20 protein-coding genes are annotated in these 13,091 nt (G+C 55.9%); 12 read left to right on the top strand and 8 right to left on the bottom strand.

Features of this window, described 5'->3' with window-relative positions:
* Positions 1-252: 252 nt before the first annotated feature.
* The 3 genes from ACG74X_RS11660 to ACG74X_RS11650 are packed head-to-tail and all read right to left on the bottom strand — an operon-like array spanning position 253 to position 1,903.
* On the bottom strand, positions 253-1,023 hold the full coding sequence (locus tag ACG74X_RS11660; protein WP_411234943.1) for a hypothetical protein: 771 nt from the start codon (positions 1,021-1,023) through the stop codon (positions 253-255).
* Positions 1,016-1,414 (bottom strand): phage holin family protein, encoded by a 399-nt coding sequence (locus ACG74X_RS11655; protein ID WP_411234941.1) that lies wholly within the window; start codon positions 1,412-1,414, stop codon positions 1,016-1,018. Before ACG74X_RS11655 ends, ACG74X_RS11660 begins: the two co-directional genes overlap by 8 nt.
* 3 nt (positions 1,415-1,417) lie before the next feature.
* On the bottom strand, positions 1,418-1,903 hold the full coding sequence (locus tag ACG74X_RS11650; RefSeq protein ID WP_411234939.1) for a hypothetical protein: 486 nt from the start codon (positions 1,901-1,903) through the stop codon (positions 1,418-1,420).
* Positions 1,904-2,105: 202 nt separating this feature from the next.
* Here ACG74X_RS11650 and ACG74X_RS11645 point away from each other — a divergent pair, with 202 nt between their 5' ends.
* Positions 2,106-2,264 (top strand): YqaE/Pmp3 family membrane protein, encoded by a 159-nt coding sequence (locus ACG74X_RS11645; protein ID WP_411234937.1) that lies wholly within the window; start codon positions 2,106-2,108, stop codon positions 2,262-2,264.
* Positions 2,265-2,494: 230 nt separating this feature from the next.
* On the opposite strand, the gene ACG74X_RS11640 is transcribed toward ACG74X_RS11645, so the two are convergent.
* Together ACG74X_RS11640 and ACG74X_RS11635 are read right to left on the bottom strand one after the other, a co-directional pair.
* Positions 2,495-3,052, bottom strand: a complete 558-nt coding sequence (locus ACG74X_RS11640; protein ID WP_411234935.1) for an RNA polymerase sigma factor — start codon at positions 3,050-3,052, stop codon at positions 2,495-2,497.
* The gene (locus ACG74X_RS11635; RefSeq protein WP_411234934.1) at positions 3,049-3,231 is read right to left on the bottom strand and encodes a NepR family anti-sigma factor; all 183 of its coding nucleotides are present in this window, start codon (positions 3,229-3,231) and stop codon (positions 3,049-3,051) included. The genes ACG74X_RS11640 and ACG74X_RS11635 overlap by 4 nt, the downstream gene beginning before the upstream one ends.
* Positions 3,232-3,329: 98 nt before the next feature.
* Here ACG74X_RS11635 and ACG74X_RS11630 point away from each other — a divergent pair, with 98 nt between their 5' ends.
* Positions 3,330-4,142, top strand: a complete 813-nt coding sequence (locus ACG74X_RS11630; protein WP_411234933.1) for a response regulator — start codon at positions 3,330-3,332, stop codon at positions 4,140-4,142.
* Positions 4,143-4,226: 84 nt separating this feature from the next.
* Positions 4,227-4,718, top strand: a complete 492-nt coding sequence (locus ACG74X_RS11625) for a PRC-barrel domain-containing protein (RefSeq protein WP_411234931.1) — start codon at positions 4,227-4,229, stop codon at positions 4,716-4,718.
* A 62-nt stretch (positions 4,719-4,780) separates the two neighbouring features.
* Here the strand turns inward: ACG74X_RS11625 and ACG74X_RS11620 are convergent, their stop codons facing one another.
* Positions 4,781-5,347, bottom strand: coding sequence for a GNAT family N-acetyltransferase (locus ACG74X_RS11620; RefSeq protein ID WP_411234930.1), 567 nt, complete (start codon positions 5,345-5,347; stop codon positions 4,781-4,783).
* Between the two features lie 259 nt (positions 5,348-5,606).
* Here ACG74X_RS11620 and ACG74X_RS11615 point away from each other — a divergent pair, with 259 nt between their 5' ends.
* The 4 genes from ACG74X_RS11615 (at position 5,607) to ACG74X_RS11600 (ending at position 8,309) form a co-directional block, all read left to right on the top strand.
* Complete coding sequence (locus ACG74X_RS11615; protein ID WP_411234928.1) at positions 5,607-7,010, top strand: Do family serine endopeptidase; 1,404 nt, start codon at positions 5,607-5,609, stop codon at positions 7,008-7,010.
* Between the two features lie 123 nt (positions 7,011-7,133).
* Entirely contained in the window at positions 7,134-7,331 is a 198-nt protein-coding gene (locus tag ACG74X_RS11610) for a NepR family anti-sigma factor (protein ID WP_411234927.1), read from the top strand.
* A 77-nt stretch (positions 7,332-7,408) separates the two neighbouring features.
* Positions 7,409-7,636, top strand: a complete 228-nt coding sequence (locus ACG74X_RS11605) for a hypothetical protein (RefSeq protein WP_411234926.1) — start codon at positions 7,409-7,411, stop codon at positions 7,634-7,636.
* Positions 7,637-7,643: 7 nt separating this feature from the next.
* On the top strand, positions 7,644-8,309 hold the full coding sequence (locus tag ACG74X_RS11600) for a PRC-barrel domain-containing protein (protein ID WP_411234925.1): 666 nt from the start codon (positions 7,644-7,646) through the stop codon (positions 8,307-8,309).
* A gap of 15 nt (positions 8,310-8,324) precedes the next feature.
* Here ACG74X_RS11600 and ACG74X_RS11595 read toward each other — a convergent pair whose 3' ends face one another.
* On the bottom strand, positions 8,325-8,684 hold the full coding sequence (locus ACG74X_RS11595; RefSeq protein ID WP_411234924.1) for a DUF3140 domain-containing protein: 360 nt from the start codon (positions 8,682-8,684) through the stop codon (positions 8,325-8,327).
* 106 nt (positions 8,685-8,790) lie between these two features.
* Between ACG74X_RS11595 and otsB the strand changes: the two genes are divergently transcribed.
* Positions 8,791-9,555, top strand: a complete 765-nt coding sequence (gene otsB, locus ACG74X_RS11590; RefSeq protein ID WP_411234922.1) for a trehalose-phosphatase — start codon at positions 8,791-8,793, stop codon at positions 9,553-9,555.
* Here otsB and ACG74X_RS11585 read toward each other — a convergent pair.
* Positions 9,539-10,135, bottom strand: coding sequence for a YqaA family protein (locus ACG74X_RS11585; protein ID WP_411234921.1), 597 nt, complete (start codon positions 10,133-10,135; stop codon positions 9,539-9,541). The two genes, otsB and ACG74X_RS11585, sit on opposite strands and share 17 nt — an antisense overlap.
* An 89-nt stretch (positions 10,136-10,224) precedes the next feature.
* Between ACG74X_RS11585 and ACG74X_RS11580 the strand changes: the two genes are divergently transcribed.
* The 4 genes from ACG74X_RS11580 (at position 10,225) to ACG74X_RS11565 (ending at position 13,055) form a co-directional block, all read left to right on the top strand.
* On the top strand, positions 10,225-10,383 hold the full coding sequence (locus tag ACG74X_RS11580; protein WP_411234920.1) for a hypothetical protein: 159 nt from the start codon (positions 10,225-10,227) through the stop codon (positions 10,381-10,383).
* Entirely contained in the window at positions 10,373-10,942 is a 570-nt protein-coding gene (locus tag ACG74X_RS11575; RefSeq protein ID WP_411234918.1) for a sigma-70 family RNA polymerase sigma factor, read from the top strand. The genes ACG74X_RS11580 and ACG74X_RS11575 overlap by 11 nt, the downstream gene beginning before the upstream one ends.
* Before the next feature lie 286 nt (positions 10,943-11,228).
* On the top strand, positions 11,229-12,812 hold the full coding sequence (locus tag ACG74X_RS11570; RefSeq protein ID WP_411234917.1) for a phospholipase D family protein: 1,584 nt from the start codon (positions 11,229-11,231) through the stop codon (positions 12,810-12,812).
* 90 nt (positions 12,813-12,902) lie between these two features.
* Positions 12,903-13,055, top strand: coding sequence for a hypothetical protein (locus tag ACG74X_RS11565; protein ID WP_411234916.1), 153 nt, complete (start codon positions 12,903-12,905; stop codon positions 13,053-13,055).
* Positions 13,056-13,091 lie beyond the last annotated feature (36 nt).

Genomic DNA, 13,091 nt, shown 5'->3' with positions numbered 1-13,091 from the left:
CGAAAACCGATAGTCCGCATTGAAGATCCGGTCGCCAATTGCCCGACAGCAGGGTAAAAATCGCGGCAGCTCAAAGGGAAAGCGAACCGGAATCCTGCAAAGTTCGAAGCGGACATTCCACAAGCGGACATTTGAGTGCCACCCGCAGCCCCGACCCGGAGCAAGCTGCTTGACCGACCGGGCACGCGCGGTGCCAAGCCGATCAACTGTATCGCCAAGCGTCGCAGGGAGTTGCCGCCACGCGCAGATGCATCATGACGGAATCTGATACGGCGAGGGTTCGTCCTGAGCCCCCTCTATCGCCGATGTTGCGGCCTGCCGCAGATGCGCAAGCTCTTCTTCCAGTGCCTGGCGCGCCTGGTTCATCAGCGCATCACGCTGCTTGCCCAACATCGCGTCTTCGTGGTCGGTCGACGGCAGAACCGCTGCGATCAACGCGCCGATACCAAAGGCGGCAGCGCCGGTGGCAATGGGGCGTTCACGCACGATGCGGTCTGCTTTCTGACGGGTTTGCGCGGCACGCAATTCGATATTCTGCTGTGCACGCAGCGCGGAATGCCGGGCATTGAGCACCCGCGCCCGGGCCTCTGGCGACAGACGATGCAACCCATCATGTAACGCCGCGCGCAAGCGATGGGAATTGGGGCGCTCGAAATCGGCCCCGGTTTCTTCACGCAGCGACGCGTTGGCTTCCGCGATGGTGCTATCTGCGCCATCGTCGTGCAGGTCAGCGGTATCATGGTGATATGCTGTTCCCTGCCGCGTGTTTTCGCCGCGTCGTCCCGTTCCGCTAAGCAGCATCGCAAGACCGGCCCCGACAAGAGCAAAGGCAGCCGGGTTGCCACGCGCGGCATTCCACGCTTGCCCGCCAAGCTCGGTTCCGTAGCGATCCACCAATTGGGATAGATCGTTCCTCAGGCGGTCTGGGTCGAGCGTATCGCTCAGACTGGCCAAAGACGCCTCCAAGGCATCGCGGTCTCGGGCGACTTTCTTTTCTATTTCAGGCAGTGTTCCATCAGGCATGGGTGGCCTCCTTTACTGCTTGGATATCTTTGGACGTATTGTGCAAGGTTCGGTCCGGCCGCAGTGCGTCGGAGGACAGCTTGCTGCGCCCGACGAAGACCAGCACGATGGCAAGAGCCAGCAAGACACCGCCAACGATAAGCGCAGCTGTGCCAAGTGACATGTCGCCCAAGGCGAGATAGCCGATCAGGGCATCCGCCAGCACGTTAAGGCCGACAAGCGCCAGAATGGCAGCAACGCCAATCATGGCCAGCCCCGCGCCTGCGCTTTTTACGTTGCGAGACACTTCCGCCTTGGCCAGTGCAACCTCGTCTTGCATCAACTGGGTGAATTGCCGAAAGGCGGTCAGCACCAACGACGGCGTATGTTTCAGGTCAGACTGACGGGACATGATTTACACCCCACGCTGCGCTGTCGGATGATATTCGTAGCCGCCCTGACCGGGTCGGGTGTGGGTTTGCCACGGATCGTCATGCCCCATCGACCGCGAAGGGGACGGGTCGCGCGCGTTCAAAAATCGCGTCACGGCAAAGCCAGCAAGCGCAGCACCCGCAACAAACATCAACGGATTGCGCTGGGCGGCGTCACCCACGCTGCGGGCAAAACGGTCAATGTCGGTGTTGCGGATTTGATTGGCAATGTGATCGACCTGCTTGGCCACCTGTTCGATAGCCTGCGCCTGCATGGAGCCGCTATCGAATTCCTCGGAGGCGGCATGGGCGGCATTCGCCACTTTTTCGGTCTCCTCGGCTGCGGTATCGCGGACATTTTCTGCCTCAACCTTTGCCTTTGCCGATGCGGCATCTGCAACATCATCGGCCACATCCCTGGCGGCATCCATCGCTTGATCGGTCATCTTCTTTTCTGTGTTCTGGGCCATTTTTTCCTCCTTCGAAATTGTACGGTTCGCTAGCCAAACTCCACTGTCGTGAAAGAGGTTCCCGGAACGTTTTGGATGATCCGTGCGCTTACAGGTCGAAACGCGACGCGGAATGTGCCGTAAAACGTGGTCACAAAGCAAGGAACCCGCATCGCAGTTTCCACGTTGGCCAGCTGAACACGATTACAGAAGGATCATAGCAATGGACATTGTCCGCATCATCATCGCAGTGCTGCTGCCGCCTTTGGGAACGTTTCTCGAAGTGGGGTTCAGCAAGCATTTCTGGATCAATATTCTACTGACAATTCTGGGATATGTTCCCGGCATCGTTCATGCCGTCTACATCATCGCCCGCCGGTGATCCCATGACAAAACGGGTGTCACGCCGCGCGCATGTCGTGCGGCGTGCGTCTTCGGGTACCATACCACACCGGCGCTTGCGCATATCTGGATCGGGTCGCACAGGGCGGTGACACATTTATGAGAAGTGGCCGTTCATCAATTGGATGGGTTACCCGGTAGCGTATACCGCGGTACTGTGGAAAACATCCAATTCTTGATATGCTTTGAAAACACTTGAATGCCGGTTTTCTAAATCCGACCAACAGACCTTTGCGATACGACAGCGGTCGTTTGCGCATCAGTCATTTCCAAGGGTTCATCTTCGCGCAAGTGCAACAATTCGGCCAACCGGCTTCGCCCGCGATTGGCGCGGCTTTTGATTGTGCCGATCGCGCAATTACACATTTCTGCGGCTTCTTCATAGGAAAATCCACCCGCCCCTACAAGCGTCAGCGCCTCGCGCTGTTCGTCGGGTAATTTGGCAAAGGCCTTGCGGAATTCCTCGAATTGCAAATGCCCGTCATGCGCTGGCTTCTCGGACATTTGTCCGACAAACACGCCTTCCGGATCGGACACTTCGCGCTTCACCTTGCGACGACTTGAATAATACGTGTTGCGCAAAATCGTGAACAACCAGGCACGCAGATTGGTGCCTGGCTGAAACTTGTCAAAGTTCTTCCAAGCTTTTTCAACTGAATCCTGCACCACGTCATCAGCTGTTGACGCATTGCGCGTCAGGCTCATTGCGAAAGCGCGCAATGCCGGAAGATGTTCGACAATTTCTTCACGAGGATCGGTGGTGCTCATTGCGGGTCACTATTAATCTTGGGAACATCGTCGGATTTTGCATCTTCTTGGCGACGCAGCTTTTCAAGAAGCTCTTTGAAACGGTCTGGTAAATCTTCGTCTATTGTCTGTTGAAAAACCCGTTTGAGGTTCTCATCAATAAAAGCCTGTGACCTGTCGTCCTCTTCGTGTTCACCCATAATCTGTGCCTTCTGCTTCAAAGAATCTTGCCCTACCGGGAACCTAACGTGTGAGCTGGGCGTTAAGTTCCATGATTATCTGAAAAGGACGGCTTCTTATGACATCTGATGCAGCTCTGCCCGATCTTGCCGATGCGATCAGCCCGAATTTGCTTTATCTTCGCCGCTACGCACGTGCATTGACCGGCAGTCAAAGCACCGGCGATGCCTATGCAGCGGCAACATTGGAAGCAGTGCTGGCCGATGAGACAGCATTTGATCGGTCTCTTTCTCCGAAAGTGGCGTTGTTCCGGGTGTTTCATATCATCTGGCATTCGGGGGGTGCGCCAAGTGAGGGACGTGAGAATGGCTTGCGTGCAGCGGCCAAAAAGCATCTGGACAAGTTGACGGCTAACACACGCGAGGCGTTGTTGCTATCAACGGTCGAGGAGTTTGCGATAAAAGACATTGCCGAGATTATGGATGTGTCCGTCGAAGACGCCGACAAGCTGGTCAAAACCGCCTACCGCGAGATGGAAGATGCGGTGGCTGGCAAAGTCATGATTATTGAAGACGAAGCCATCATCGCGATGGACCTTGAATTTCTGGTTTCGGAAAGTGGCCACCGTGTGACCGGCATCGCGCGGACGCATGACGATGCGGTCAACCTAGGCCGGAAAGACCCGCCGGATTTGATATTGGCGGATATCCAGTTGGCGGATAATTCGTCGGGAATTGACGCGGTCACAGACCTTTTGAAAGCGTTGGGGCCTGTTCCCGTAATCTTTATTACGGCCTTTCCCGAGCGCTTGTTAACCGGGGAAAGGCCGGAACCGGCGTTTCTGATCACCAAACCCTTTACCGAAACACAGGTGCGTACTGCGGTCAGTCAGGCAATGTTCTTTTCATCGACAGAAACGCTCAGGGCTTAATTTTCGAAAACTGCTGTTTCGGCGGAACTCGCGCCGACGACGTTGCGTTTGGACTGTGTGATCCGAAACCACAGGAGACAGATGATGAAACGTACATTGACAACAACAGCCGCACTTATCGCATTCGCCGCGTCCGGTGCACTGGCCGATATGCATACATCCGACACTCGCACCAGCATGCACAACAACACTGCGATGGATGCGATGTCCACCGAGGAATTGGCCCAAGCCGAAGGCAATCTGATCAGATCGCGCGACGTTACCGGTGGCGTGATTTACACGATGAACGAAGCCAACGACGAAGGGTGGGATTCATCCGTGATGTGGGATGAAGTCAACACCGACTGGAATGAGATCGGCGAGATTGAAGACCTTGTTCTTACCGAAGATGGCAAAGTAACCGGCATTGTCGCAGAGGTCGGAGGGTTTCTTGATGTCGGCGATAAGCATGTCGTGATTTCTGTTCAAGACCTGAACCTCGTGGCGGTCGACGATCAGACCTATGCCTATGTGACGAAGTATAATGAAGAAGATCTGGAGTCGATGCAAAGCGTTGACGAAGGCTTTTGGAACTAAGCAGGTGTTGCAGTCTGACAAAAAGAAGGGGCTCGTTTCGGGCCCCTTTTTGTATTGTGATGCTAGGTTCCTGAAATTTCGTAATTTAATATGCTTGCGACCGGTACTGAGGCGTTTAATTCCATCCCCTGGAACGAAAATGAACAGCCTTCAAACCGGGCCAATAGGTGCCGCATGCGATGGTTGTTGCGGTGTATCAGCGCCGTGAACGTCTCAATCCCACAGCCTTCTGCCACAGTTGCCAATGCGTACAATAAGTGTGATCCTGCTCCATCGCCCTGAAACGCATCGACGACGGTTACCGCAAATTCGGCCTTTGTTCCCTGCGGCATAAGCCGCATGAATCGTGCCAACCCAACCGGGGTTTCGCTTTTTTCAATCACCCCACCAAGCACCACATCGTCCCGCTGCTGCCAATTTGTCAGATGGTCGATGTCGGATGCAGGCAAATCCTGTCGCGCATACAAGAACCGCATGTATCGCGTGTCATCGGACAGATGCGCAAACGCGTTTTGAATCCGCGTGTGATCTTCCCGCGTCACCATCCGCACCGTCATGCGTGCCCCGGATTTCAGGGTGACACTACGCGGAAGGCTGTCTGTAATGCTATCAGCGCAGGGATGTCGCATAAAACCTCCTGACAGAGAAAACCCCGCGACGTGACCGAACGCCGTCAGGGCAGGGATGACGCATTAATCAACAAGAGCGTCACATGTTCGGTTCCAATTTGGGTCATACCCGCGGTCGACGGTCCCGGAACCCATCTTGTCCCCATTCGTTCTTAAATCATAGGCCGCGCGCGACGTGGTGCGATTTGAAAGAACAGCAAAAAGGATTTTTCCAATGATGACCTGTGTCCCGTCCCCCATTCGCAATGCAGTTTCAGCCATGTCAATCGCCGCGGCAGTCGCGATGCCGGTTACGGCCGTGGCGCAGTCCGAAACCTTTCCGGCCCCACAGGACTTTTCTGCCATGGTCCAAGCGAAACTGCCGTCTGTGGTCGGTATCATCGCAACCGGCGCTGAACCAACCGAGGCGCAACGTCCACGGCCACAGCTGCCGCCAGGTCTTGAGGACTTTTTCGGTATGCCCCGCCCGGATGCTCCACCGGCCGGGCCGCGTCGGGCGCTGGGATCTGGGTTCATCATTTCGGCGGACGGATATGTCGTAACCAACAATCATGTCATCGAGGGTGCATCGCAGATCGAGGTGACAATCGAGGATGATCAACGGATCACGGCAAATCTGGTGGGAACAGACCCCGCCACAGACATCGCTTTGCTGAAAGTCGAGGATCAGGACGAGGCGTTCCCGTTTGTAGAATGGGGGGACTCTCGTGATCTGATGATTGGGGAGTGGGTTGTGGCCATCGGTAACCCGTTTGGCCTTGGCGGCACTGTGACATCCGGCATCGTGTCCGCGCAGTCGCGCAACATCAATTCCGGGCCGTATGATGACTTTATCCAGACCGATGCTGCCATCAACAGTGGTAATTCGGGCGGTCCTTTATTCGATGCCGAGGGGCGCGTGATCGGCGTGAATACGGCAATCTACAGCCCCAGCGGCGGCAGTGTTGGGATCGGGTTCGCAGTCCCATCGCATGTGGCGGAGCGCATTGTCGATGATCTGCGCGATGATGGTCAGGTGGATCGTGGTTGGCTGGGTGTCCAGATACAACCGGTGAGCGACGCCATCGCAAGCGCCTTGGGTCTTGGCGATACAAGTGGTGCGCTTGTCAACGATGTGACCCAGGGTGGACCTGCCGCCGAAGCAGGTGTGCAATCGGGTGACGTGGTTTTGTCTGTCGAAGGATCGGACATCGCGGACCCACGCGATCTGATTTTCTCGATTGCAGATCTTGCCATCGGTCAAGAAGCATCCCTGACCGTCTGGCGCGATGGGCAGGAAAGAGAGTTGGCGGTGGAGATTGGGCGTCAACCCGGCTCGGTGAATGTGGCGGCCCAGATGGATACAGACAGCGATGCTGGTGAGCCAAGGCTGGGTGCCAGTGTTGCCCCCCTGACATCTGAATTGCGGGCGCAGCTTGGCTTGCCCGACACGATAAACGGGCTGTTCATTCAAGGCGTCGCACCGGGCAGCGTCGCTGCGCAGGCCGGTTTGTCGAGGGGTGATGTCATCGTCGAAATTGACAATGAGGTCGCCGATAGTGTGTCTGTTGTAAGAGACGCGATGGAGGCCGCTCAGTCTGAAAATCGACCGGTGCTGCTTAGAGTATATCGCGGCGGAACTTACCAGTTCATCGCCGTTCCCACGCAGGATAACGATGGGTGATAAATCGTGAAAACGGCCGTTCACTGTCTGGTGGACGGCCATAGATTTTTCATTCCACCATTGACCTGACCGAAGCGTTGCGAAGAAACTGCCAAGCAGTTCTGCCAAAAGACAAGGAATGAAATGGCGCGGCGACGGGAACAAAAGATCAACGAAGAAATTGATCGTAACATGAAGATAGCTTTTGATAAGTTGACGCAGGAGCCACTTCCCGACAGGCTCTTGCAACTGGTCGAGCGCTTGCGCAAGGAAAGCGCAAAATCGCCTGACGATAGTACACCCGAGCAGCCCAGTGTGCCGCCATCGCTTAAGGACACATAAAGAACAGTTTTTTCCACTCTGTATGGAACAAAGCGGGCATCTATGAGTTAGCCTTTCAATTAAATGGGAGAACTTAGATGACCCTGAACGACACCCGAATGCGGTGGCGCACGCTGCAACGATCCATCGCGAATGATCATTCCGACCTTAATGTCATTGCCGGGGAACACAGCGTCGGGGGGTGTGGGCAGGTATCACAAGGGATGCACGCCAAATATGGTTTGGGCCTGCCGAAAGCAGATGGCCATCTGAATTGTGTCGTCGCTTGCCAAGCTGTGCTGAACGATCATTTGGATCGGAGGTGACACCGCCATGGCTCTCTATTTGACCGATGTAATCGACGCACCTGTATACGACCCTGAAAGTGGCGCGAAGTCAGGCAAAATAGTGGATGTTCTGATAGACATCGAGTCCGGCGCGCTTCGCTATGTTTTGATCGACCCGGTCGACAAGTGGACGCACACACATTTTCTGCTTTCACAGGCGCGGCTGACAAATAACGACGGGCGATGGCTTGCGCATGTATCGGACCAAGATCGTGCCGCTTCAAACAACGATCAATCCGATGCAGACACGCGGCCGTTGAACCTGCACACCATGCCGCCGGTTCTTGTTGGGCCTTTCGGGTACACCGTGTCACCCATGCTTGCCGGTGCATTGTTTAACGCCCTGACCGGCAAAGACCGCATCGAGCGCCCGGAGATTGATCAGTCGCATTCCGACTGGTTCTGGTTCGAGACGCTTCATGGCCTGCCGCTTTTTGACAGCTCTGGACCGGTTGGACATCTGGCCGATTTCGTCATTGATCCCGACAAGATGCTTTGCCTGACCCTTGTTGCAGCCGAGGACGAGGACAGGCGCACGCCCTACGCAATAGATACGATCCGTCATGTCACATCGCATGAGGACAGCATCATCGTAGAACTGTCCGACCCCCCGCCATATTCGGCCGAAGCGATGCTCAAGGACCAGTCGTAACCATGACGCTCATTGTCACTCGGCATCCGCGCAACCATCTGATTTCAACGGATCGTGGCCCCAATTCATCAGCGAATACCGCCACTTACTGCTTTGTACGTCTTCGTCCGGCCCGCCTTGGCTACAGTGACGTTTGATGTATCCGATGACCTTTGCCATGTGATCCCATTGATCATCCGAAAGATCGGCCTTCCTGGTACGCTTGATCGCCACGATTCTGCGTCCAGACTCACGCCCGGTTGAGGACGCATCGCCGGTGTCGCCGACCGATTTGCTATCATCCGTTTTTAACCAATCCTCAATTTCCGAAGGGGACATATTCACCAAGTCCTGCCATTCATTCCAGATTTCATCATGTGATTTGGAAGAGCTCATCTGCGTGTTCCTTTTCAATCCGCACCCCAACGCGCAGAGCGCCAAAAGGTTCATTGGTTTCGCAGCGCAGGAATGGAACAAACAACCGATTGGGGAGTTACGTTGCATGCAAGAACGTACAAACCTTTTACAGCACATCCCCGCCAAACGCGCGGCGATCTTCTTTGATTTTGACGGAACGCTTGTCGATATTGCGGCCGCGCCAGACAAAATCACCGTGCCCCCACAGCTGGTGGGGGTGCTCAAGCGGTTGCATCGTGCCACCGGAGGCGCATTGGCGGTCATCACCGGGCGGAGCATTGACGATCTGACATATCATCTGCCGCAAAGTGCAGAATGGATCGCGGGATGCCATGGAGGCGAATGGCAGACGCCGGGTGGCGTGTGGCACCACCGACTGACCAACAGTGCCACGGTGGAACACATTCAAAACGACATCCAGCAATTAGGGGCGCAATACGATGGCGTGGTGACCGAAGCAAAGCCGCTTGGCGCTGTTGTTCACTACCGCGCGGTGCCGCACTTGGCGGACATTCTGCGTGATGCGGTGATCAAGATCAGCGACAGGCACGCGGACTTTGAGTGGCATCCGGCGAAAATGGCGTTTGAGTTGCGCCCGCGTGATGTGGGCAAGGATCATGTGATCAAAGCTTGGATGCGGCAGGCTCCGTTTGCCGGGCGTACACCTGTGTTTTTCGGAGACGATCTGACCGACGAACCCGCGCTGGCCCATGTGCGCTCTGTCGGCGGCATCTCTGTCAAGGTGGGCGGAGGGGAGACGTCGGCGGCACGACGTGTGACATCTCCAGCCCAAGTGCTGAATGTTCTGTCTGGCTGGTTGAATGCTCAGGGTGTCAAACCAACTGCATGATGCCCCAGATCACAGCCAGCAGCAAAATCATTCCCGGAATGAGAATCCGCTTGGGCACGCCAAGCTCGGTGATACGCGGCCCGATGATCTGGGCCAGAATCGCAAGGCCGAAATAGCGCAGACCTCGTGACAGCGCGATGGCTACCAAAAAGCTGAGGACGTTCGCTTTGGCGGCACCGGCACCCAGTGTGACGATCTGCATCGGCGCTGGTGAGAAAGAGACGAGGAAGACCGTCCAGAACAATCCTTCAGTGCCAAGCCTATCGATCATATTCGTAAAGTTGTCCTCAAGGCCAAGCATTGACAGCGCCGGGCGGACGACGGGTTCAGCCAACCAGGCACCAAAGCCATAGAACACCAAAGCACCCGCGAGACACCCCAACCAGATGGCGATGGCAATTGTCACAGCGTGTTTCGGATGGCCGACCATCAAAGGAGCAACGATCGTCTCTAAAGGGATCGGCACCACCGTGCTTTCGGCAAAGGATATGGCCGCAAGGCCGGTGCGGTGCTGGGCCAGGCGATCAAGAACGCTGGGATCTTGGTCTGCGGGTGTCTCTGTGGCGTCTCTGGTGCTCATCTTTATACCGTTTCGTCTCTTCCAACGGGAACAAAACGCGGAAAGTCGGCGTTCAGTTCACGAAATTTGCAAGGAAGATGCCCAAAAGAATGAAACAGGATCGCACAGTGGAATATGACACGGGTCGTTTGGCAGACATTGTCGTGCCACTGAGGGCGGCATTCTGCCCGCCGGACCCGCATGCGCCGCTGCCTGAGACCTTTGAAAAGCTGCTTGCTGCACTGCGCAGCAAGGCAAATGTCAATTGACATGTGTCCCGCGCCTGATCCGAGGGAAGAGCTGATTGCTCACCTTGCCTTTCTTCGGGCATCTGCGTTGTCCATGGTGAATGACGTAGCTCGGGCTGACGATCTTGTTCAGATGACGTTCGAGAAAGCCTGGACAAATATCAATCGCTTTCAGCCAGGCACTAATATGCGCGCCTGGCTGTTCACAATTCTTCGCAACACTTATTCGTCTGAACTGCGCACGCTGGACCGTGAGGTGTCTTATGCGGGCGGACAGATCATGATCAATATCGGCGAAAAACCCTCACATGACGGACGCTTGGCACTGGCAGATTTCTGGCGGGCCTTCGCGACACTGAACCATGAACAACGCGAAGCACTGCTTATCGTTGGCGCGCACGGTTTCACATATGACGAGGCCGCCGAGATCTGCGGTGTGGCACCTGGCACGATCAAAAGCCGGATCAACAGGGCCCGCCGACGATTGCAGTCGCTTTTGGATTTTGAAACCGGCCGGGGCATCTTGCCAAGAGACAAGATGACAAAAGCCGTTTTGAATGGACAGATTTCCATATGGTAGCCGCGCCCAGGCGCTTTGATACCCAACGCCGCAAGATGGGCATCCGTTTCAGGACGTATCGGGATATTGCCCGGCTTGCATTTCGTGCCTCTGGGTCCAAGTGCCATTCGGAAAAACCTCGGACGTGGTTGAAACGGGTTGTCGCATCTAGTTGCCGGGCCGTGCCGACCAATCATCCCGGGTGTGACGGCATGACCGTCAGAGTTGTGTTTCTACACCTTCCGCGCTGATCGGGAACCAAAGGCGGCCGGAATGGTTGGTCCAGCAGACAAAAGGAGGCGGTGACATGACACAAGACAGCGAAAGCACCGCCGATGACGTTGCCAATGGCGTTGAAGCTCTGACCGATGTTCAGGTCTTAATCACCGCAGAAGAAGTCTATCCTGCAATGGAACGCGCGTTTTTGAACGCTCAGACCGAAATCTGGGCCGGTTACCGCGTGTTTGACCTGAAGACCAAGCTGCGCAGCGATGAGGGCCGCGCCATAGGTGACACATGGTTCGACCTGATCGTTCATACCCTGGAACGCGGCGTCGCATTGCGCATTATCCTATCCGATTTCGACCCGATCATCGGCCCAAAGCTCCATCGCGCATCCTGGGCGGCGCGGCGCGCGTTTATTGCGGCCCAGGAAGCAGCCGGTCCAAATGCCAACCTGAACATCATAAATGCAGCTCATTCGGCACGCATTGGCTGGTTGCCACGCCTTTTGTTGTGGCCGCGTACCGTGCGCGAAATATCCCGGCTTGCGCGGTCTTTGAACGCCATGTCTTCGGAACAGCGGGCCAAGCGGCTTGAATGCAGTCCGGGCCTTCGCCCGTGGTTACATTCGGACGCCGGAGGAACATTGAGCGCGCGCAAATGGCCGCCGCCCCCCTTGGTGCCGGGCACGCATCATCAGAAACTGGCAGTATTTGACCGCAGCCTGCTGTGTATTGGCGGGCTGGATCTGGATGAACGACGCTATGATGGTAAAGATCACGACCGCCCGCGTGACGAAACATGGCATGACGTTCAGTTGATGTGTTCCGGTCCAGTCGTCGAAGAAGCGCAAAAGCACCTTGAAACTTTTTTGCACACCGTGGCGGGGAATGGCACCGTGCCGAAGACCGAGCATCTTTTGCGTACCATTTCGACGCGTCGCACGTTTGAAACCCCCTTTCTTGGTCCGCGCCCGCAGATCTGTGAACTGGCCGATGCGCATCTCCGGATGATCGCGCAGGCGCGGACCCTGATTTATCTGGAAACCCAGTTTTTTCGCGATCAACGGATTGCGGATGCACTTGCGAAAGCAGCACAGGATCGTCCCGACCTGGGTTTGATCGTCGTTTTGCCGGCAGCCCCCGAAGACGTCGCCTTCGATGGCAACACATCATCTGATGCACGGTTTGGGGAATATCAGCAAGCCCGGTGCGTCGCGTCTGTGCAGGATGCGTTTGGTGATCGCCTTGGGCTGTTTTCTCCTGCGCGGCCCGTTCGACTGACCGGCACGGGGCGTGATACGCTGAATGGATCGCCAATCGTGTATGTGCACGCCAAGGTGTCAATCTTTGACGACGCGCAAGCCATTGTGTCGTCCGCGAACCTGAATGCGCGTAGCATGACGTGGGACACCGAAGCCGGGGTCGCGCTTGACGACACTGATGATGTGAACGATTTGCGCATGCGGACCTTCAAACACTGGCTCTGGCCCAAGGCCGGGCCGGAGTATTATGAATTGTCGCAAGCGGTGGCACACTGGCGCGGTATGGCGCAGGACAATACGGAACGTGATCCCGCCAAGCGCCGTGGCCTTCTTTTGCCACATGACCCCGAACCGGCCAAAGCATTTGGTCGATATCTGCCGCTGGTTCCCGACGCTCTGGTTTAGAGTGAGACGTTTTGGGAACCCAGCCGGACTGTTCTGCGTTTCTCCTTCATCACGTCACATACATCACTGACACCCTTAAAGGAGGACGTAATGGATATTGGTTACCTGCTTGGCATCCTGGCTCTTGGAACGATCGCGGCCGTCATCATCTTTGCTTTGGTCAGCAAGACACGCACAGAACAGCGCATGGAAGATGACAGCGCGCCTAAATCACGTTTGGCCAAAGATGCGCCGAACAAGTGACGACACCCACCAATTGCGCTCACATTATTCCGCAAA

Source organism: Marivita sp. S0852 (assembly GCF_046591575.1).
Lineage (GTDB): Bacteria > Pseudomonadota > Alphaproteobacteria > Rhodobacterales > Rhodobacteraceae > Marivita.
This window is presented reverse-complemented; position numbering and strand designations above follow the sequence as displayed.